Source organism: Streptomyces sp. SID1328, assembly GCF_009865595.1.
In the GTDB taxonomy this organism is placed as follows: domain Bacteria; phylum Actinomycetota; class Actinomycetes; order Streptomycetales; family Streptomycetaceae; genus Streptomyces; species Streptomyces griseoluteus.
This window is the reverse complement of record NZ_WWKH01000756.1, coordinates 1-18,702: the sequence shown is the minus strand read 5'-3', so window position 1 is coordinate 18,702 and position 18,702 is coordinate 1. Positions and strand designations below refer to the sequence as shown.

The window sequence follows — 18,702 nt, the reverse complement described above, 5'->3', positions numbered from 1 at the left end:
GCCGCCCCGGGCGCCCCCGGCGGCGCCCCGCACGGCACCGTCTCCGGGCACACCGTCACCAGCGGCATCCCGGTCTTCCCCGGCGACGAGGCCGACCCGTTCGGGGCGACCCCGGCCGCCGACCGCCCGGCGTACACGGCCCCCAAGCCGCCCGCGCCCCAGGCGAAGGCCGCGCCGCAGCCCAAGAAGAAGGGCCGCAGCAAGCTGATGCTGCTGGTCGCCGGTGTGGTCGTCGTCGTGGGCGGTGCGTACGGCGCCGGGCTGCTGATGAACCGCACCGACGTGCCCAAGGGCACCACCGTGCTCGGCGTGGACATCGGTGGCGGCACCCGTGACGAGGCGGTCAAGAAGCTCGACGACGCCTTCCGGGACCGGGTCAACAAGCCGCTCCAGCTCTCCGTGGGCGGCGGCAACGTGGCGCTCACCCCGGACAAGGCGGGCCTGCAGTTCGACTACCAGGCCACGGTCAGCGACGCCGCCAAGAGCGACTACCACCCGCTCTCCGTGATCGGCTCCCTCTTCGGGCAGAAGCGGGTCGTGCAGCCGGTCACCCCCGTGGACGAGGAGAAGCTCCAGGTCGCCCTCCAGCAGGCGGGCGGCGGTTCGGGCTCGGTCGTCGAGGGCGGCATCAAGTTCGAGTCCGGCAAGGCCGTCGCCGTCTACGGCAAGCCCGGCAAGGCCATCGACGCGGCCGGCTCCACCAAGGCCGTCGAGCAGGCCTACCGCACCCTGGTGGAGACGGGCACCGCGACCCCGGTCACCGTCCCCACCACCACCAAGCAGCCGACGGTGCCGAACGCCGAGGTGGACCGCGAGATGAAGGCGTTCGCGGAACCCGCGATGTCCAGCCTCGTCACCGTCCGGGTCGACGCGGCGCACAGCATCAACTTCGGGCCCCGCTCGCTGCCGAAGATCCTCGGGTTCAAGGCGGTGGGCGGCAAGCTCACCGACACCTACAACCTCGAAGCGCTCAAGGAGGCCTACGGCACCACCTTCCAGGGCGTGAAGGTGGAGAGCGCCACCGGCAAGCGGGACGTGCTCCCGCAGGACGTCGTGGCGGCCCTGCGCAAGGCTCTGGTCGGCAAGACCGCGGCGGAGCGCGTCGGCACCATCGACACCAAGCCGAACTAGCCGAGCACGGCACGGCGAGGGCATCCGGAGCCGCTCCGGGTGCCTTCGCCGTCGTATGACATCTGTCATCCGCCACTCAGGACCGACGGCACTGCCGCCCGCACGCTCCTCCCGGCCAGCATGACGGGCATGACAACGACAGCGGTGGCGACCGCGACCGACGTGCCGGTGGTGGCCGGGTTCGAGCAGGTGAGCAAGGCGTACGGGAACGTGCGGGCGGTGGACGGGCTGTCGCTCGCGCTGCGGCCCGGGGAGACCGTCGCGCTGCTCGGGCCCAATGGGGCGGGGAAGTCCACCACGCTCGATCTGCTGCTCGGGCTGAAGCAGCCGGACGAGGGGCGGGTGACCGTGTTCGGGACCGGGCCGCGCGAGGCGATCGTCGCCGGGCGGGTCGGGGCGATGCTGCAGAGCGGCGGGCTGATGGAGGACGTGACGGTCGCCGAACTGGTCGGCCTCGCCTGCTCGTTGCACCCCCGCCCGCACCCCGCCTCCGAGGTGCTCGCCCGCGCCGGCATCACGCAGATCGCCGACCGCAAGGTCAACAAGCTCTCCGGCGGCCAGGCCCAGCGCGTCCGCTTCGCCCTGGCCACCGCCGGGGACAGCGACCTGATCGTGCTGGACGAGCCCACCACCGGCATGGACGTCTCCGCCCGGCACGCGTTCTGGGCCACCATGCGCGAGCAGGCCGGCCAGGGCCGTACCGTCCTCTTCGCCACGCACTACCTCGAAGAGGCCGACGCCGTCGCGGACCGCGTGCTCGTCCTGCACCGGGGCCGGCTGCTGGCCGACGGCACCGCCGCCGAGATCAAGGCACGCGCGGGCGCCCGCCGGGTCTCCTTCGACCTGACCGGCGCCATCGACGAGACCGCGCTGGCCGCCCTGCCCGCGCTGACCTCGCTGGACGTCTCCGGGCAGACCGTCCGCATCCAGTCCTTCGACGCCGACGCCACCGTGCACGCCGTGTACGGACTCGGCCTCTACCCCCGCAACCTGGAAGTCGCCGGCCTCGGCCTGGAGCAGGCTTTCGTCGCCATCACCGAGGCCGAGGAGGCCAAGCGCGCATGACCGGCATCCTCGCCTCACGGGCCCTGATCAAGCTGGAGCTCGCCCGCGCCCTGCGCAACCGCAAGTTCCTGTTCTTCTCCGTGCTCTACCCCTCGATCATCTTCCTGATCTTCGCGGGGAGTTCGGGCACCGACGAGAAGGTGGACGGCACCGGCCTGACCGTCGCCACCTACCTGATGGTCTCCATGGCCTCCTTCGGTGCCCTGACCGCCGTGCTGATGGGCAACAGCGAGCGCATCGCCAAGGAACGGGAGAGCGGCTGGGTGCGCCAGCTCCGGCTGACCCCGCTGCCCGGCCACGGCTACGTCCTCGCCAAGACCGCGAGCGCCGCCGTGGTGAGCCTGCCGTCCATCGTGATGGTGTTCATCGTCGCCGCCGTCGTGAAGGACGTACGCCTCGACGCCTGGCAGTGGCTCGCCCTCACCGGCGTCATCTGGGCCGGCAGCCTCGTCTTCGCCGCGCTCGGCGTCGCCATCGGCTACCTCGCCTCCGGGGACGCGGTACGGCCCATCACGATGATCGTCTACTTCGCGCTCTCCCTCCTCGGCGGCCTGTGGATGCCCTCGGCCGGGTTCCCCCGCTGGCTCCAGGACATCGCCGAGTGGCTGCCGACGTACGCGTACGCTGCCCTGGGACGCGCGGTCGAGCAGAGCCAGGCCCCGCAGGCGCGGGACGTCGCCGTCCTCGCCGTGTACTTCGTCCTCTTCGCGGGCGGCGCGGCCTGGCTGTACCGGAAGGACACGCTGAAGGCGTGAACGCGATGACGGAGGACCGGTACGCCGGGACCGGGACGGACACCCCCTTGGGGCGCCCGCCGCGGGGCCGGCGGGAGCTGTGGGTGAAGCTGCTGTGGATCGGCGTCTGGCTGGTCTTCCTCAGCTCACCCGTCCACGACCTGGTGAACGGCGGCCACGGGACGGCGGCCACCTGGGCCGGAGCGGTGGGACTCACCGCGTTCGTCGCGGTCTACCTGGGGCTGGTCTTCCGCAACATGGGCCGGACCTTCTCCGGGCCCGCCGTCGTCGTGCTCCTGCTGATCCTCGGCATCCTCGCGCCGCTGCTCGCGTACACGCTCGGCAGCGCCTGGCTCGGCCTGTTCGTCTACCTCTCGGTGGCCTGCGGGGCGACCCTGCCCGCGAAGGCCACCTACTGGGCGATCCCGGCCTCGGCCGCCGTGATGTACCTCGTCGGACTGCACACCGACGAGGAGGAGGCGCGCAACCTGATCCTGCTGGTGGTGCTGATCGGCTTCGCCATGACGGGCGTGCGGCAGCTCGTGCGCACCACCGTCGAGCTGCGCAAGGCGCGGGCGACCGTGGCGCAGCTCGCAGCCAACGAGGAGCGGCTGCGGCTCGCCCGTGACCTGCACGACCTGCTGGGGCACTCGCTGTCCCTGATCACGCTCAAGAGCGAGCTGGCGGGGCGGATGCTGCCGGGCCGGCCGGAGGAGGCCGCCCAGCAGGTCGCGGACATCGAGCGGGTCAGCCGGCAGGCGCTGGTCGACGTGCGGGAGGCCGTCACGGGGTACCGGCGGCCCCGGCTCGCCACCGAGATCGCCGGTGCGCAGGTCGCGTTGACGGCCGCCGGGGTCGTCGCCGAGATCCCCGCCGAGCCCGACCTCACCGGGCTGCCCGAGGAGGCCGAGGCCGCGCTCGCGTGGACGCTGCGGGAGGCCGTCACCAACGTGGTCCGGCACAGCGGGGCCGAGCGGTGCGCGGTCGAGCTGCTGCACCGGCACACCCTTAACGGGCCGGTGCTGGAGCTGTCCGTCGAGGACAACGGCTCGGGCGGCTCGGGGAAGGGGCCCGGCAACGGGCTCACCGGGCTCGCGGAACGCCTCCAGGGGGCCGGGGGCACGCTGGAGGCGGGGCGGTCCGCCAAGGGATTCCGGGTGGTCGCCCGCGTCCCGTCGGCCGTGGTGGCGGACGTAGTATCCGGGTCATGACGAGCACGATCAAGGTCCTCCTCGCCGAGGACCAGTCGATGGTCCGCGAGGCGCTCGCCGCGCTGCTCGGGCTGGAGGACGACATCGAGGTCGTCGCACAGGTCGCGCGCGGGGACGAGGTGCTCGCCGCGGTGGGGGAGCACGGGGTGGACGTTGCCCTGCTCGACATCGAGATGCCCGGCTGCACCGGTATCGAGGCCGCCGCCCGGGTCCACCGGGCGCATCCCGGCGTGAAGCTCGTCGTCCTCACCACCTTCGGCCGACCGGGCTACCTCCGCAGCGCCATGGAGGCGGGCGCCGACGCCTTCCTCGTCAAGGACGCCCCCGCCGCCCAGCTCGCCGCCGCCGTACGCAAGGTGCTCGCCGGTGAACGCGTCATCGACCCCGCCCTGGCCGCCGCTGCCCTCGCCGAGGGTGCCAACCCCCTGACGGACCGCGAACGCGAGATCCTCCGCGCCGCCGCCGACGGCTCCACCAACGCCGAACTGGCCCGGACTCTGCACCTCTCCCAGGGCACGGTCCGCAACTACCTCTCCACGGCCATCCAGAAGCTCGCGGCCCGCAACCGGGCGGAGGCCGTGCGCATCGCGCGGGAGAAGGGCTGGCTCTGAGGCCGGTCAGTTGAGCAGGGCTCGTGCCGCGTGGGCCTGGGCCAGCGCCTTCTCCTCGGCTGTCGGGTCGACCACCGAGACCAGTTCCGCGTATGCCTCCAGTTCGGCCGCGCCCTCGGTGAAGGCGCCGCGCTGGACGAGGAGGCGGCCCCGGTCGTAGCGGAGGCGGGCCGGGCGGGAGGGGAGGAGCATGGCCAGCTCGACGGCGCAGAGGGCCACGTCGGAGCGTTCGGGGCGGGCGGTGGCCCAGGCGCGGATGTTGTTGAGGATGCGCTGGATGATCTGGAGCGGGGCCGCCGGGACCAGCATCGAGGGCTCCAGGGGCGCGCCCGTCGCCCCGGCCACCAGGAGCTCGGTGTCCATCCCGCTGAGCACCCGGCCGCCCTCGAAGGGGTCCGCGAGGACCCGGTCGCCGGCCGTGCCGAAGCCGACCACGAAGTGCCCCGGCAGCGCGACCCCGTACACCGGGGCGCCCGCGCGCCGGGCGACCTCCATCCACACCACCGACAGCAGGATCGGCAGTCCGCGCCGCCGCCGCAGCACGGAGTGCAGCAGCGAGGACTCCAGCCGCTCGTACTCCCCGGCCGTGCCGCAGAACCCGTTGGTGCCGCCCAGCAGCCGGCCCACCGCCCGCGCCCAGGCCAGCGGCTCGCCCGGCCGGTACGGCAGCCGCCCGGCGAGTTCGTCCAGCTCGATCTGGGCCGCGTCCATCCCGGCCTCGTCCAGCGTGCCGTCCACCTCCGCGGCGATCATGAGGCACAGCGCGGACAGGTCGGGCCACTGCGACCGCGCCTCCTCCGCGAACCGCCGCCGCAGCTCCGCCGACCGCTCCGGCGGGGGCGGGTACGGGGGCGGGAAAGCGGGGCGCCGGGCCGGTTCCTGGGGTTCCACGACGGGCTCCTACGACCGCCCGGAGCCGGCCGCGTCCGGCTCCCGGTAGTGGTGGTACGCGTGATGCGGGGCGAAGCCGAGACCGTCGTACAGCCGCCGCGCGCCCTCGTTGTCCTCCTCGACCTGGAGCCACGCCGCCGAGGCGCCCTCCTCCAGCGCGCGCCGGGCCAGCGCGGCCATCACGTCGGTGGCCAGCCCCCGACGCCGCCGGGCCGGGTCCACCTCGACCGCCGCGAAACCGGCCCAGCGGCCGTCCACCACGCACCGCCCGATCGCCGCCGGCGGCTCGCCGTCCGCGCCGGGCACACGGGCGAACCACACCGACGGTCCGCCGTGCAGCACCCGCAGGGCCACCTCGCTCACTCCCTCGCGCCCGTACCGCGCGAGCCACGCCTCGTCCGCCTCGCGGGAGAGCACCACGCCGGCGCCGCCGTCCCGGTCCGCGACCGGCGCCAGCGCGCCGGTCCAGAGCTCCGCCGTGACCTCCCGCGTCCAGCCGCGCCGCGCCAGCTCCGCCGACAGCAGCTCCTGTGTGCCCTCGGCACCGGAGGCGGTCTGGACGTAGGCGGGCAGTCCGCGCTCGCGGTACCAGCGTCTTACGGAAGTCAGGGCCGCGTCGAGCGGAAGCCCCGGCTCGCCGAGCGGCAGCACGCTGTTGGCCCGCCGGGTGAAGCCGCCCGCGGCCCGCAGCTCCCACTCACCGAGCCGTTCGCTCTCCACCGGGCGCCACGCCCGCGCCGCGATCCGCGCCAGTTCCTCGTAGTCCGCCGCCGGACCCCGGCGACGCGCCGGAGCCGACGGTACGACCTTGCCCGCGACCAGTGAGGACGCCTCGGCCCTGACCACCCGGCCGTCCCGCCGTGTGATCATGAGCACGCCGTCGTCGTCCCAGGAGGTGAGAACGCCCACCGTGTCGGTGAACTTCTCGCCCGCCGCATCCGATCCCGTCAACTGGCGTACAGATACCCTTTTGCCCACGTCTGCCGGTGCGATGAGGACCTTGAGCAGTCCTGTCACCGAGATTTCCACGGGTCGCTCCACCCCTCCTGTTCGGATCACGCTCCGAAACGGAGATACTAGGTGCGGGCATCGACGACGCCGCGCTCCCGCGCGCCAGGCGGCGGAGCCTGAGGAGGCCCGCCAGCGCCCTATCGAGGAGGAACGACAGCGTGACCTACGTCATCGCGCAGCCTTGTGTCGACGTCAAGGACAAGGCGTGCATCGAGGAGTGCCCGGTCGACTGCATCTACGAGGGCCAGCGGTCCTTGTACATCCACCCGGACGAATGCGTCGACTGTGGTGCCTGTGAGCCGGTCTGCCCGGTCGAGGCGATCTTCTACGAGGACGACACTCCGGAGGAGTGGAAGGACTACTACAAGGCGAACGTCGAGTTCTTCGACGAGCTGGGCTCCCCCGGCGGCGCCAGCAAGCTGGGTCTGATCGAGCGCGATCACCCCTTCATCGCCGCGCTGCCGCCGCAGGGCGAGTAACCGGTCAGCAGGCCCGGCGGCCCGTATGAGCGCGCCGCCCCGGTCCCGTACGGCCTGGTGACCCCCGGCCGTGCGGGACCGAGGCGTTTGCGCCCCCTAGGAAAGAGAGCAAGCCCCGTGTCCGCAGTCTCCGACCGGCTCCCCGCCTTCCCCTGGGACAAGCTGGAGCCCTACAAGAAGACCGCCGCCGCGCACCCCGGCGGCATCGTCGACCTGTCGGTGGGCACCCCGGTCGACCCGGTTCCCGAGCTGATCCAGAAGGCACTGGTCGACGCGGCCGACTCGCCGGGCTATCCGACGGTCTGGGGCACACCCGCGCTGCGCGACGCGATCACCGGCTGGCTGGAGCGCCGCCTCGGCGCCCGCGGCGTCACCCACCGGCACGTCCTGCCGGTCGTCGGCTCCAAGGAACTCGTCGCCTGGCTGCCGACCCAGCTCGGCCTCGGCCCCGGCGACAAGGTCGCCTACCCGCGTCTGGCCTACCCCACCTACGAGGTCGGCGCCCGCCTCGCCCGCGCCGAGTACGAGGTCTACGACGACCCGCGCGAGCTGGACCCGGCGAACCTCAGGCTGCTCTGGCTCAACTCGCCGTCCAACCCCACCGGCAAGGTCCTCTCCCAGGAGGAGCTGACCGGGATCGTGGCCTGGGCCCGCGAGCACGGCGTACTGATCGTCTCCGACGAGTGCTACCTGGAACTCGGCTGGGAGGCCGACCCGGTCTCGGTGCTGCACCCGGACGTCAACGGCGGCTCCTACGACGGCATCCTCGCCGTCCACTCCCTCTCCAAGCGGTCCAACCTGGCCGGTTACCGCGCGGCCTTCGTCGCGGGCGACCCGGCGGTGCTGATGCCGCTGCTGGAGATCCGCAAGCACGGCGGCATGATGACCTCCGCGCCGACCCAGGCCGCGGTGGTGGCCGCCCTCGGCGACGACGACCACGTACACCTCCAGCGCGAGCGCTACGCGTCCCGCCGCGCCAAGCTCCGCACAGCCCTGCTGTCCCACGGCTTCCGCATCGACCACAGCGAGGCCAGCCTCTACCTCTGGGCCACCAAGGGCGAGTCCTGCTGGGACACGGTCGCCGCCTTGGCCGACCTCGGCATCCTGGTGGCACCGGGTGACTTCTACGGTGAGGCGGGCGACCAGTTCGTCCGCGTGGCGCTGACGGCCACGGACGAGCGCGTTGACGCGGCGGTAGCCCGCCTGACCGCCTAGTCCCCGTCCGCCACGTTCCGCAGGGCGGAACGGGTGGGCACAGCCTGGAGCGCCGGGTGCGGCTGACACCCCGCCCGGAGCAGACACGCCGAGGGGGGTCCAGGGAAACACCCTGGACCCCCCTCGGCATGCGACGGCTAACCGAGCGGCAGCCCCTTCAGCGGGAGCCCACCGAGCACATGCCCGGCCGCCTTGCCCGCCGCAGGCGCCGGCACGGCCTTCTTCACAGCCTTGCTGTCCGTCAGCCCACCCACGGCCTTGTCCACATGCGTCGCGCCGTCCAGCTTGGTCAGCCCACCGAGATCCGGAACGGCCGGCTGGTTGGTGGCCGCACCGGCGGTACCGGCGGCGCCGACCCCGGCGGCCGCCCCCGCGGCGACGAGCAGCGCGGCACGGGCGATACGGCGGGTCAGGGGGAGGGACATGATGCTCCATTCGACAGGAGAGAACGGTGTGGTGTCCGAGCCCGGACGCACTGACTACCGCTCGAACCCGCCGAAGGTTGCGGACGCCGAAGGTAAAGACTGGATAACGCATCGCATTATCAGGTGTGGATAAAAACGGGCAAAGCCCGTTGCGAAGGGACCCAGCAGAATCCTTCCACCCCTTGAACCGCAAGGGCCGAGGACCATCCGGGCAGCCTCGCCTCCGAACGCGCCCCCCGGCAGCCCCCGCAACCCGTACGGGGCAGCCCCCGCACAAGCGTCCGCGACTCCCTCAGGACCCCGTGACGATCCGTACGGACGCCAGCGACGACTCCGCCCCGGCCGCCCCCGACGTCGGGGCCGGCACCGGATGCCAGTCCCCGCCACCGTTGGACGCGGTCCACTCCCGCCCCTCGTACGTCACACGAGTGATGCGCAGCGCCGAGGAGTTGGCCACCGCCCACTGCGCGAGCTGCCACCCCCGCTCCCGCTCGGTGCGCCCGTGGGCGTCCGTCCGCGTGCCCAGCGGCACCGGCACGGTCACCGTCCGCCCGTGCGCCGTGGCGGTCACGCTGGGCGAGGGGGAGGGCGAGGGGACGGTCGTGCCGCCCACCACCGCGCCGGTCTCCTGGAGCGCATCGCGCCCGAAGTCCCGTACCAGCGCGGTCCGTACGGCGTCCGGGCTCGCCGCCTCGGCGGTGCGGGCGGTGCGGCCGTCGCAGGTCAGGGTGGCCGCCGAGCGGCCGGTGAGGGCGGCGGCCAGCAGCTTCGCGTCCGGCTCGTGCTTGGCGTACGCCTCCGGGTAGCCGCTGCGCTGCACCTTCTGCGCGGCGACGGTGAGCGGGAGTTCGGTGTAACCGGGCACATGCGCGAGGTGCGCGTAGAAGATGCCCGCCGAGTACGCCGGGTCCATGATCTGCCGCTGGGTGCCCCAGCCCTGCGAGGGCCGCTGCTGGAACAGGCCGAGTGAATCCCGGTCCCCGTGGCCGATGTTGCGCAGCCCCGACTCCTGGAGCGCGGTGGCGAGCGCGATGGTCACGGCACGCTCGGGCATGCCGCGCCCGGTGCCGACGGCCGCGATGGTGGCCGCGTTCACGGCCTGCTCGGGCGTGAAGGCGTACGACACCGTCCTGTCCTGCCCCGAGACCACGGTGCAGCCGCGCGCGGCACCGCCTCCGGTGACGTACTGGACGACGAGGTACGCGCCGACACCGGCGAGCACGAGCAGGGCCGCACCGATCCGGAACACACGGCCGCGACGCTTGGGGCGAGAGGGGGACGGCTCTGACACGCGTACAAGGTACTGGAGCCCGCAAGGGCCCTCCGCCACAGACCCGCACCCCGGTGAGGCGGCCGGCCCCGCCCCGGCGGGCGTTAGGGTCACCAGCATGGCCGACACCACCCTTGACCTCACGCTGGACGCCGCCGAGCTGACCGCCCGGCTCGTGGACATCCCGTCGGAGAGCGGCACGGAGAAGCCCCTCGCGGACGCGATCGAGGCCGCGCTGCGCGCTTTGCCCCACCTCACGGTGGAGCGCTTCGGCAACAACGTCCTCGCCCGCACCGACCTGGGCCGCGCGGAACGCGTCATCCTCGCCGGGCACATCGACACCGTTCCGATCGCGGAGAACGTCCCCTCCCGCCTCGACGAGGACGGCGTGCTGTGGGGCTGCGGCACCTGCGACATGAAGGCCGGTGTCGCGGTCCAGCTCCGGATCGCGGCCACCGTGCCGGCCCCCAACCGTGACCTGACCTTCGTCTTCTACGACAACGAGGAGGTCGCCGCCGAGCTGAACGGCCTCAAGCACCTCGCCGAGGCCCGCCCGGAGTGGCTCCGGGGCGACTTCGCGGTGCTGCTGGAGCCCTCCGACGGCGAGGTCGAGGGCGGCTGCCAGGGCACGCTCCGGGTGCTGCTGAAGACGAAGGGCGAGCGGGCCCACTCCGCGCGCGGCTGGATGGGCTCCAACGCCATCCACGCGGCCGCCCCGATCCTCGCCCGCCTCGCCTCCTACGAGCCCCGGTGGCCGGTGATCGACGGGCTGGAGTACCGCGAGGGCCTGAACGCGGTCCGCATCGGCGGGGGAGTGGCCGGCAACGTCATCCCGGACGAGTGCGTGGTCACCGTCAACTTCCGCTACGCCCCCGACCGCACCGAGGAGGAGGCGGTCGCGCACGTCCGGGAGGTGTTCGCGGACTGCGGTGTCGAGGAGTTCGTGATCGACGACCACAGCGGCGCCGCCCTGCCCGGCCTTTCCCACCCGGCCGCCGCGGCCTTCATCGAGGCGGTCGGCGGCACCCCGATGCCCAAGTACGGCTGGACGGACGTCTCCCGCTTCGCCTCCCTCGGCATCCCGGCGGTCAACTACGGCCCCGGCAACCCGCACTTGGCGCACAAGCGGGACGAGCGGGTCGAGGTGGCCAAGGTCCTCGCGGGTGAGGAGCGGCTGCGCGCCTGGCTCACCGCGTGACGCCCGCACCGCGCGGCGCCGCGTTCCGGACATGCTCACGTCCCCCCTCCGTAACGGTTGCGGATCTAGGCTGAGGACGAATGACAGGCAAGCGGAGGGAGCGCACATGGCTACCGGAAACCCCGAGGGGAAGAAGCGCCCGCCGGACGAGCAGCGGCTCGGCCCGGTGCTCCGGCGGCGGGGCCAGGTGCAGTCCAGCACCACGGACCAGCGGCTGCTGGACGAGCGTGCCCCCACCGACTGGGTGCACACCGACCCCTGGCGCGTGCTGCGCATCCAGTCGGAGTTCATCGAGGGCTTCGGCACCCTGGCCGAACTCCCGCCCGCGATCAGCGTGTTCGGCTCGGCCCGCACCCGGGTGGACTCGCCCGAGTACGAGGCGGGCGTGCGGCTCGGGCGCGGTCTGGTGGAGGCCGGCTGGGCGGTGATCACCGGGGGCGGCCCCGGTGCCATGGAGGCGGCCAACAAGGGCGCGCTGGAGGCGGGCGGCATCTCGGTCGGCCTCGGCATCGAGCTGCCCTTCGAGCAGGGGCTCAACCAGTACGTCGACATCGGGCTCAACTTCCGGTACTTCTTCGTCCGCAAGATGATGTTCGTGAAGTACGCGCAGGGCTTCGTGGTGCTGCCCGGCGGGCTCGGCACCCTGGACGAGCTGTTCGAGGCGCTCACCCTGGTGCAGACCCAGAAGGTGACCCGCTTCCCGATCGTGCTGTTCGGCAGCGAGTACTGGGGCGGGCTGATGGACTGGCTGCGGGGCACGCTGGTCGCCGAGGGGAAGGCGGCCGACCAGGACCTGACGCTGTTCCACGTCACGGACGACGTGGACGAGGCGGTCGCGCTGGTCTCCAAGGAAGCGGCCCGGTAAGGCCGGCTCTCCCGCCATTGCTCCGGGGGACGGCCCCTCACGGCCGCCCCCTGGGGGAGATCCCCGTCAGGCGAGACCCCTGCGGGCCGTCGCCGGGGGCCGGTGGCCCGCGATCGACGCCACCATCTCCAGCACCTGCCGGGTCTCCGCGACCTCGTGCACCCGGTACACCCGCGCCCCGAGCCACGCCGAGACCGCCGTGGTCGCCAGCGTGCCGATCAGCCGCTCCTTCACCGGGCGGTCCAGCGTCTCCCCCACGAAGTCCTTGTTGGACAGCGACACCAGCACCGGCCAGCCCGTCGCCACCATCTCGTCCAGCCGGCGCGTGGCCTCCAAACTGTGCCGGGTGTTCTTGTTGAAGTCGTGCCCCGGATCGATCAGCACCGACTCGCGCGGCACCCCCAGCGCCACCGCCCGCTCCGCCAGCCCCACGGTCACGTCCAGGATGTCGGCCATCACGTCCTCGTAGGCCACCCGGTGCGGCCGGGTACGGGGCTCGGCGCGCCCGGCGTGCGTGCACACCAGGCCCACCCGGTGTCGGGCGGCGACCTCCGCGAGACCGGGGTCCACCCCGCCCCACGCGTCGTTCAGCAGGTCCGCGCCCGCCTCGCACACCGCCTCGCCGACCTCGGCCCGCCAGGTGTCCACGCTGATGACCACATCGGGGAACCGGCGCCGGACCTCCGCCACGAAACCGACCGTGCGCCGGGCCTCCTCCTCGGCGGTGACCTCCTCGCCCGGCCCGGCCTTCACCCCGCCGATGTCTACAACGGCCGCGCCCTCGGCCACGGCGCGCTCCACGCGCGCGAGGGCGGCGTCGTCGGCGAACGTCGCGCCCCGGTCGTAGAAGGAGTCCGGGGTCCGGTTGACGATCGCCATGATCACCGGCTCGTGTGGCCCGAATTCCCGCTTGCCCAGCCTGAGCATCCCCTGTGACCTCTCCTCGTACCTCGGACGTCCGGCGCCTCGCGGCCCGGACTGTCAGCCTCGCATGGCACGATCGGACCCAGACACATCCGGCTTCCGGACGCGAGGTCCGAAGGGGCCCGGCGTCCGGCACATCGAGCTTGGGGAACCCTGGCGATGCTGATGTTCTTGTTCCTGGTCCTCGCGCTGGCCGTCGTGGTCGGCGCGGTGACGCTCGCCGTGGTGGGCGGCGGCGAGAGCGCCCCGCTCCAGGACGCCGCGCCCGAGCGGCTCCAGGACCCGCTGCCCGCGGACCGTCCGCTGCACGGCACCGATGTGGAGAGCCTGCGCTTCCCGGTCGCCGCGCGCGGCTACCGCATGGCCGACGTGGACGACGCGCTCAGCCGCCTCGCCGCCGAACTCGGCGAGCGGGACGCCCGGATCGCGGACCTCCAGAGCGCGCTCGCCGGTGCCCGCGCCGTGCGGCCCCGGCCGGAGGAGTCCGGTGCGGAGGACGGCCGATGAGCACCGGCGAGGCCATCGCCGGGGCGGACGGCGCGCTGCGCTGCCCCTGGGCGCTCTCCACCGAGGACTACGTCTCGTACCACGACGACGAGTGGGGACGCCAGGTGCACGGCGACGACGCCCTCTTCGAGCGGCTCAGCCTGGAGGCGTTCCAGTCCGGGCTGTCCTGGATCACGATCCTGCGGCGCCGGCCCACCTTCCGCCTCGCCTTCGCGGACTTCCGGATCGAGAAGGTCGCCGCCTTCACCGAGGCGGACCGCGAGCGTCTTCTCGCCGACCCCGGCATCATCCGCAACCGCGCCAAGGTCGACGCCACGCTCGCCAACGCGCGCGTGCTCGCGGACTGGTCAGAGGGCGAGCTGGACGAGCTGATCTGGTCCCACGCCCCCGACCCGGCCGGGCGGCCCGTGCCCAGGGTGCTGGGCGACGTGGCCGCGGTGACCCCGGAGTCCACGGCCCTGTCCAAGGCGCTGAAGAAGCGGGGCCTCAGGTTCGTCGGGCCGACCACGGCGTACGCCCTGATGCAGGCGTGCGGCCTGGTCGACGATCACCTCGAAGCCTGCGTCAGCCGGGGCGCGGCCACCCGCGGCTGAGACGCGGACCGGCCGGGGCGGGGGCCGCCCGGCCTGCCCCGCCCGGCCGGTCGGGAGATCAGCGGCCCACGTACACGGGCTTCTCCTTCTGCACGAACGCCTGCACGGCGATGACGTGGTCCTCGGAGGCGCCCGCGCGGGTCTGCAGCTCGTCCTCCTTCTCCAGCGCCTCGTCCAGCGAGTGCGTCAGCCCGTACGCCACGGCCTCCTTGATCGCCGCGTACGCGACCGTCGGCCCCTCGGCCAGGGCACGTGCCACCTTCTCGGCCTCGGCGCGCAGCTCGGCGGCCGGGACGACCCGGTTGGCGATGCCCAGCTCCAGCGCCTCCTGGGCGCCGATGGTGCGGGGGAAGAGCAGCAGGTCGGTGGCGCGGCCGGTGCCGATCACGCGGGGCAGCGTCCAGGAGAGCCCCGAGTCCGCGCTGAGCGCCACGCCCGCGAACGAGGTGTTGAACGCGGCGGTGTCCGCCACCAGGCGGTAGTCCGCGAGCAGCGCGAAGCCGAAGCCCGCGCCGGCCGCCACGCCGTTGACCGCGGCGATCACCGGCTTCTTCGCACCCGCCAGCGCCCGCGCGATCGGGTTGTAGTGCTCCTTGACGGTGCTCATCGTCTGGCCGCCGCCCCCGCCCTCCCGGTCGGCGGCGAGCAGCCCGATGTGCTCCTTGAGGTCCTGGCCCACGCAGAACGCCCGCTCGCCCGCCGCGGTCAGCAGGATCGCCCGCACCGCGTCGTCCGCCGCCGCGGCCTCGACGGCCTCGCGGAGCGCGTTCTTGGTGGCGATGTTCAGCGCGTTCATCGCCTCGGGGCGGTTCAGCGTGATCGTGGCGAGCCCGTCGTTCACCTGGTGGAGCACGGTGTCGGCCATGGCGCGTCCCCTCCGTTTCGCGTGATGACGTACCGGCCGGTACGTCGTTGTCCGGGGACAGCATGGCGGAGATCCCGGCCGCGCAGTCCCACCGGACGTGTGACCTGCGTCTAACAAAACCGCCACAGACGTGGCCGACGGGTGTGCCGAGGGTGGCGCAGTATCGCAGGCACACCCCCGAATTGAGTGGTTTTGCTCGGGCGCGTTGTCCAGCCGATGCGGACCGATGTTGGTCATCGGGTCCTGGGATGCGGGATAATGGCTGGGAAGCAATGTGTTCGATGCCGGTGTCGCGTGTCCCTCCTGGACCGCGGGTGCCCTCCGTGGGGTCGTCGGCAGACGATGAGCCTGGTTTCAGGAAGGGGTACGAGCATGGCGGCCATGAAGCCGCGGACGGGTGATGGCCCGCTCGAGGTGACCAAGGAGGGGCGGGGCATCGTCATGCGCGTTCCGCTCGAAGGCGGCGGTCGACTCGTCGTCGAGCTGACCCCCGACGAGGCAGAGGCGCTCGGCGACGCCCTCAAGAAGGTCGTCGTCTGACGCGCTGCGATCTTTTCCTCCCGACCGCCCCGGTACCCGTCAGGTGCCGGGGCGGTCGCGTTTCCGGGGAGCCGGGCCAAGGGCTCAGCGCTTGACGGCGCAGAGCAGGCCGTCGCCGACCGGCAGCAGCGAGGTCACCAGCTCCGGGCTCTCGCGCACCGTGCGCAGCAGCTCGCGCAGCCGGACCACCTCGGTGGGCTGCGGGCCGGCGTCGACCGTGCGGCCGCTGGCGAAGACGCCCTCGAAGACCACCAGGCCACCGGGCCGCAGCAGGCGCAACGATTCAGCGAGGTAGTCCGAGTACTCCAGCCGGTCGCCGTCGCAGAAGACGAGGTCGTAGCCCGAGTCCGCGAGGCGGGGCAGCACGTCGAGGGCGGGGCCGGGGATGAACCGGGCGCGGTTGCTGGCGAAGCCGCAGGCGCGGAACGCCTGCCGCGCGAACTGCTGGTGCTCGGGCTCGGGATCGACGGTGGTCAGGACGCCGTCGGGGCGCATTCCGTGCAGCAGATGGATTCCGGACACCCCGCAGCCGGTACCGATCTCCGCGACCGCCTTGGCGTCCACGGAGGCGGCGAGCAGTCGCAGCGCGGCGCCCGTGCTGGGCGCCACCGAGCGCAGCCCCGCGTCGCGGGCACGGTCCCGGGCCCAGCGCAGCGCTTCGTCCTCGGCGACAAAGGCGTCGACGAACGCCCAGCTCGTCTGCCGGTTGCCGGTAATGACCCTCTCCTGTCCCCGTGATTGCCTCGGCGTGACTGTATCCGTTGCGCCGGGAACCCGCTGATGGGACCGAGCGTTCACAGGGGAGAGCCGGGGTGCGGAGAGCACGGCCGGCACGCGACGGGGGTGAGAGGTGACGGAGGGTGTGGATCACATGCTGACGCGGGTGGATGAGCCGGGTCAGCGCGTGTCAAAATTTCGTAAAACCGCTTATCCGGAGCTAACGGGCGAGGTGGCTATGGTAGGGGCTCCACTGGACACCACCAGAGCCGACAGGGGAGGTGCGGCCGCACCCGAGGACCGAGGGGGAGTGCTGCGGCGCTTTCTCGGGTCGGGCAGGCCGAAATCCGTGACCGACACCGCTGCTGACCACCACGCCGCCGGTCCCGCCGCGGGCGGGACCCAGACCGCGACCTTCGCCACCGACGCGGACGGGCAGGCGTGGACTCCGCCCACCTGGGAGGAGATCGTCAGCACGCACAGCGGCCGCGTCTACCGCCTCGCCTACCGCCTGACGGGCAACCAGCACGACGCCGAGGACCTCACGCAGGAGGTCTTCGTCCGGGTCTTCCGCTCGCTGTCGACGTACTCGCCGGGCACCTTCGAGGGCTGGCTGCACCGCATCACCACCAACCTCTTCCTGGACATGGTCCGGCGCAAGCAGCGCATCCGCTTCGACGCCCTCGGCGACGACGCGGCCGAGCGCCTGCCCAGCCGCGAGCCGTCCCCGCAGCAGGTCTTCAACGACGCCCACTTCGACGCCGACGTCCAGCAGGCGCTGGACACCCTCGCGCCGGAGTTCCGCGCGGCCGTGGTGCTGTGCGACATCGAGGGGCTGTCGTACGAGGAGATCGCCGCGACCCTCGGGGTCAAGCTGGGCACCGTCCGCTCCCGTATCCACCGGGGGCGTTCGCAGCTGCGCAAGGCCCTGGCCCACCGTTCTCCCGAGGCCCGCAAGGCCGAGCGCCGCTCGTTCATGCCCCGGGTGCCCGCGCTGGGGGGAGGGGGCACGCCCGCGTGAGTGGAACCGGTACCGACCCCGCGGAGGCGCACCTCGCGGAACAGCATCTGGGAGACCGGCTCTCCGCCCTGGTGGACGGAGAACTGGGTCATGAGTCGCGCGACCGTGTCCTCGCCCACCTGGCCACCTGCTGCCGGTGCCGGGCGGAGGCCGACGCGCAGCGCCGGCTGAAGAACGTGTTCGCGGAGGCCGCCCCGCCACCGCCCTCCGAGTCCTTCCTCGCCCGCCTCCAGGGCCTCCCCGGCGGCGACGCCGACGGGCCCGGTGAGCGGTTCGCCTTCAGTTACGTCCCGGCCGGCTCCGGGCACGCCCCCGAGCAGCGCGGCTTCCGTATCCATCCCGTCGCCGACCGGCCCTCCTCGCGCGGGCTGCGGTTCGCCGCCGCTGCCGCCGGAGCGGTGTCCCTCGCGGCCGTGGCCCTCGGCGGTGTCACCACCGCCCTTCCCGGTGACCTCGCGGCCGACGCCCGCGGCGGTCCGGGCAACGGAAGCAACGTCGCCCCCTCGCGCTCGGCTGGTACGGGTGCGGTCACGGGTACGAGTGCCCCCGACACCCAGCGGCGTCGCTCTCCCGCCCCGCTGCTCGCGCAGGGCGGGGGCGTGCCCCACCGCACCTCGGCCGCGCAGGTCTCCGCCTCCGCGCCGCTGCTGCCGGGCATTCCGGCGCCGGTCGACGCGCGGGTCCAGGACACCGCGCGGGACCTCGCCATGCCGGTGATGGCCGGCGCGGCCGCCGTCTCCCCGCTGATACCTCCCCTCGGCGAGACCACCCCCTTCTCCCTGGACTCCTGGCCCCTGGCGTCCCCCTCCACCGAGACCACCACGGCAGCCGCCCCCACCAACTCCCCCTCACCCTCGGCCCCCTGACCACCCAATCCCTGGTTGAATCCGGTAAGGCCGTCCCCGTACGGCCTCCACACCGCGACTGGGGAGAGCATGAACGAGGGTCACCCGAAGCCGCCCGCACCCAGCGACGACTTCGAACTGGCCAAGCCGGCGGCTGCCGCCGGGTTTGACGGTTCCAGGACAGGTCGCGAGCCCGGCGACCTGCGCCCTGCCGAGCCGGACCGACCCGCCGAGCCGGGTGGGGACGAGGACGCTCCCGCCGGCGATCCGCTCGGCGGGCACGGCTCGTACGGAGGCGCGCCGTCGAGTGCTTCCGAGACAGGGGACGGCGGGGACGCCGACCGGTCGCCCGCGCCCGGCGACGGCAGCGCTGCCGAGCCGCCGCACGGGGGCACTCGAGGTTCGCGGGACGAGCCCCGCGAGACCGCCGGCGACCGCCCCGCCGACCCGCGTGCGGACGACTCCGTCTCCGGCCCTCCCAAGCCGTTGCACGACCCCGACCCCTACGGGACCCCGCCCTACGGCGGACCGGGCCCCTGGGCCCCCGCGCCGCCCGTCCAGCACCCCATGGCGACCCCGGCCCC

At 73.2% G+C, this 18,702-nt stretch carries 19 protein-coding genes and 3 pseudogenes; 15 read left to right on the top strand and 7 right to left on the bottom strand.

Annotated elements, in window-relative coordinates:
* The 5 genes and pseudogenes from GT030_RS24225 to GT030_RS24205 form a co-directional block, all read left to right on the top strand.
* Positions 1 to 1,131, top strand: a pseudogene (locus GT030_RS24225) (hypothetical protein); the annotation flags it as partial.
* 129 nt (positions 1,132 to 1,260) lie between these two features.
* Complete coding sequence (locus GT030_RS24220) at positions 1,261 to 2,196, top strand: ABC transporter ATP-binding protein (RefSeq protein WP_202460501.1); 936 nt, start codon at positions 1,261 to 1,263, stop codon at positions 2,194 to 2,196.
* Positions 2,193 to 2,951 carry an ABC transporter permease gene (locus tag GT030_RS24215; RefSeq protein WP_161202907.1) on the top strand — a complete coding sequence of 253 codons (759 nt, stop codon included), beginning with the start codon at positions 2,193 to 2,195 and terminating at the stop codon, positions 2,949 to 2,951. Before GT030_RS24220 ends, GT030_RS24215 begins: the two co-directional genes overlap by 4 nt.
* Positions 2,952 to 2,956: 5 nt before the next feature.
* Entirely contained in the window at positions 2,957 to 4,141 is a 1,185-nt protein-coding gene (locus tag GT030_RS24210; protein WP_161202910.1) for a histidine kinase, read from the top strand.
* Entirely contained in the window at positions 4,138 to 4,752 is a 615-nt protein-coding gene (locus GT030_RS24205; protein WP_161202906.1) for a response regulator transcription factor, read from the top strand. Before GT030_RS24210 ends, GT030_RS24205 begins: the two co-directional genes overlap by 4 nt.
* Positions 4,753 to 4,758: 6 nt before the next feature.
* Here the strand turns inward: GT030_RS24205 and GT030_RS24200 are convergent, their stop codons facing one another.
* Both GT030_RS24200 and GT030_RS24195 read right to left on the bottom strand, forming a co-directional pair.
* A complete protein-coding gene (locus GT030_RS24200) occupies positions 4,759 to 5,643 on the bottom strand; it encodes a transglutaminase-like domain-containing protein (RefSeq protein ID WP_161202905.1) in 885 nt (294 codons plus the stop codon).
* 9 nt (positions 5,644 to 5,652) lie between these two features.
* The gene (locus GT030_RS24195; RefSeq protein WP_346009733.1) at positions 5,653 to 6,672 is read right to left on the bottom strand and encodes a GNAT family N-acetyltransferase; all 1,020 of its coding nucleotides are present in this window, start codon (positions 6,670 to 6,672) and stop codon (positions 5,653 to 5,655) included.
* Between the two features lie 140 nt (positions 6,673 to 6,812).
* On the opposite strand from GT030_RS24195, the gene fdxA reads away from it, so the two are divergent.
* Both fdxA and GT030_RS24185 read left to right on the top strand, forming a co-directional pair.
* Positions 6,813 to 7,133, top strand: a complete 321-nt coding sequence (fdxA, locus tag GT030_RS24190) for a ferredoxin (RefSeq protein ID WP_018561461.1) — start codon at positions 6,813 to 6,815, stop codon at positions 7,131 to 7,133.
* A 117-nt stretch (positions 7,134 to 7,250) separates the two neighbouring features.
* Positions 7,251 to 8,348, top strand: a complete 1,098-nt coding sequence (locus GT030_RS24185; protein ID WP_161202903.1) for a bifunctional succinyldiaminopimelate transaminase/glutamate-prephenate aminotransferase — start codon at positions 7,251 to 7,253, stop codon at positions 8,346 to 8,348.
* 272 nt (positions 8,349 to 8,620) lie between these two features.
* Here the strand turns inward: GT030_RS24185 and GT030_RS24180 are convergent.
* Positions 8,621 to 8,773: pseudogene (locus tag GT030_RS24180) on the bottom strand (ATP-binding protein); the annotation flags it as partial.
* 292 nt (positions 8,774 to 9,065) lie between these two features.
* Entirely contained in the window at positions 9,066 to 10,064 is a 999-nt protein-coding gene (locus GT030_RS24175) for a heavy metal transporter (protein WP_346009732.1), read from the bottom strand.
* Positions 10,065 to 10,161: 97 nt separating this feature from the next.
* On the opposite strand from GT030_RS24175, the gene dapE reads away from it, so the two are divergent.
* Both dapE and GT030_RS24165 read left to right on the top strand, forming a co-directional pair.
* Entirely contained in the window at positions 10,162 to 11,241 is a 1,080-nt protein-coding gene (dapE, locus tag GT030_RS24170) for a succinyl-diaminopimelate desuccinylase (protein WP_161202902.1), read from the top strand.
* Between the two features lie 106 nt (positions 11,242 to 11,347).
* On the top strand, positions 11,348 to 12,106 hold the full coding sequence (locus GT030_RS24165; protein WP_161202901.1) for a TIGR00730 family Rossman fold protein: 759 nt from the start codon (positions 11,348 to 11,350) through the stop codon (positions 12,104 to 12,106).
* Positions 12,107 to 12,172: 66 nt separating this feature from the next.
* Here GT030_RS24165 and folP read toward each other — a convergent pair whose 3' ends face one another.
* Positions 12,173 to 13,033, bottom strand: a complete 861-nt coding sequence (gene folP / locus GT030_RS24160; protein WP_161202900.1) for a dihydropteroate synthase — start codon at positions 13,031 to 13,033, stop codon at positions 12,173 to 12,175.
* Positions 13,034 to 13,189: 156 nt separating this feature from the next.
* Here folP and GT030_RS24155 point away from each other — a divergent pair, with 156 nt between their 5' ends.
* Positions 13,190 to 13,537 (top strand): DivIVA domain-containing protein, encoded by a 348-nt coding sequence (locus tag GT030_RS24155; RefSeq protein WP_161202899.1) that lies wholly within the window; start codon positions 13,190 to 13,192, stop codon positions 13,535 to 13,537.
* Complete coding sequence (locus GT030_RS24150; protein WP_161202898.1) at positions 13,534 to 14,130, top strand: DNA-3-methyladenine glycosylase I; 597 nt, start codon at positions 13,534 to 13,536, stop codon at positions 14,128 to 14,130. Before GT030_RS24155 ends, GT030_RS24150 begins: the two co-directional genes overlap by 4 nt.
* A gap of 58 nt (positions 14,131 to 14,188) precedes the next feature.
* Here GT030_RS24150 and GT030_RS24145 read toward each other — a convergent pair whose 3' ends face one another.
* Positions 14,189 to 14,995, bottom strand: coding sequence for an enoyl-CoA hydratase-related protein (locus GT030_RS24145; RefSeq protein ID WP_161202897.1), 807 nt, complete (start codon positions 14,993 to 14,995; stop codon positions 14,189 to 14,191).
* 372 nt (positions 14,996 to 15,367) lie between these two features.
* Between GT030_RS24145 and GT030_RS24140 the strand changes: the two genes are divergently transcribed.
* Positions 15,368 to 15,535, top strand: coding sequence for a DUF3117 domain-containing protein (locus tag GT030_RS24140; RefSeq protein ID WP_018544333.1), 168 nt, complete (start codon positions 15,368 to 15,370; stop codon positions 15,533 to 15,535).
* Positions 15,536 to 15,619: 84 nt separating this feature from the next.
* Here GT030_RS24140 and GT030_RS24135 read toward each other — a convergent pair whose 3' ends face one another.
* On the bottom strand, positions 15,620 to 16,333 hold the full coding sequence (locus tag GT030_RS24135; RefSeq protein WP_161202896.1) for an O-methyltransferase: 714 nt from the start codon (positions 16,331 to 16,333) through the stop codon (positions 15,620 to 15,622).
* A 157-nt stretch (positions 16,334 to 16,490) separates the two neighbouring features.
* Here GT030_RS24135 and sigE point away from each other — a divergent pair, with 157 nt between their 5' ends.
* From sigE to GT030_RS35835, 3 genes and pseudogenes are all read left to right on the top strand, one after another.
* Positions 16,491 to 17,273, top strand: coding sequence for an RNA polymerase sigma factor SigE (gene sigE, locus GT030_RS24130; RefSeq protein WP_202460503.1), 783 nt, complete (start codon positions 16,491 to 16,493; stop codon positions 17,271 to 17,273).
* Positions 17,270 to 18,139 (top strand): zf-HC2 domain-containing protein, encoded by an 870-nt coding sequence (locus GT030_RS24125; RefSeq protein WP_161202895.1) that lies wholly within the window; start codon positions 17,270 to 17,272, stop codon positions 18,137 to 18,139. Before sigE ends, GT030_RS24125 begins: the two co-directional genes overlap by 4 nt.
* A 69-nt stretch (positions 18,140 to 18,208) precedes the next feature.
* A pseudogene (locus GT030_RS35835) lies at positions 18,209 to 18,702 on the top strand (protease); the annotation flags it as partial.

Coding starts and splice junctions, on each gene's coding strand:
- dapE (WP_161202902.1), top strand. CDS start 10,162: ATGGCCGACACCACCCTTGACCTCACGCTGGACGCCGCCGAGCTGACC.
- GT030_RS24210 (WP_161202910.1), top strand. CDS start 2,957: ATGACGGAGGACCGGTACGCCGGGACCGGGACGGACACCCCCTTGGGG.
- GT030_RS24205 (WP_161202906.1), top strand. CDS start 4,138: ATGACGAGCACGATCAAGGTCCTCCTCGCCGAGGACCAGTCGATGGTC.
- GT030_RS24165 (WP_161202901.1), top strand. CDS start 11,348: ATGGCTACCGGAAACCCCGAGGGGAAGAAGCGCCCGCCGGACGAGCAG.
- GT030_RS24220 (WP_202460501.1), top strand. CDS start 1,261: ATGACAACGACAGCGGTGGCGACCGCGACCGACGTGCCGGTGGTGGCC.
- GT030_RS24215 (WP_161202907.1), top strand. CDS start 2,193: ATGACCGGCATCCTCGCCTCACGGGCCCTGATCAAGCTGGAGCTCGCC.
- GT030_RS24155 (WP_161202899.1), top strand. CDS start 13,190: ATGCTGATGTTCTTGTTCCTGGTCCTCGCGCTGGCCGTCGTGGTCGGC.
- GT030_RS24150 (WP_161202898.1), top strand. CDS start 13,534: ATGAGCACCGGCGAGGCCATCGCCGGGGCGGACGGCGCGCTGCGCTGC.
- folP (WP_161202900.1), bottom strand. CDS start 13,033: ATGCTCAGGCTGGGCAAGCGGGAATTCGGGCCACACGAGCCGGTGATC.
- sigE (WP_202460503.1), top strand. CDS start 16,491: ATGGTAGGGGCTCCACTGGACACCACCAGAGCCGACAGGGGAGGTGCG.
- GT030_RS24145 (WP_161202897.1), bottom strand. CDS start 14,995: ATGGCCGACACCGTGCTCCACCAGGTGAACGACGGGCTCGCCACGATC.
- GT030_RS24140 (WP_018544333.1), top strand. CDS start 15,368: ATGGCGGCCATGAAGCCGCGGACGGGTGATGGCCCGCTCGAGGTGACC.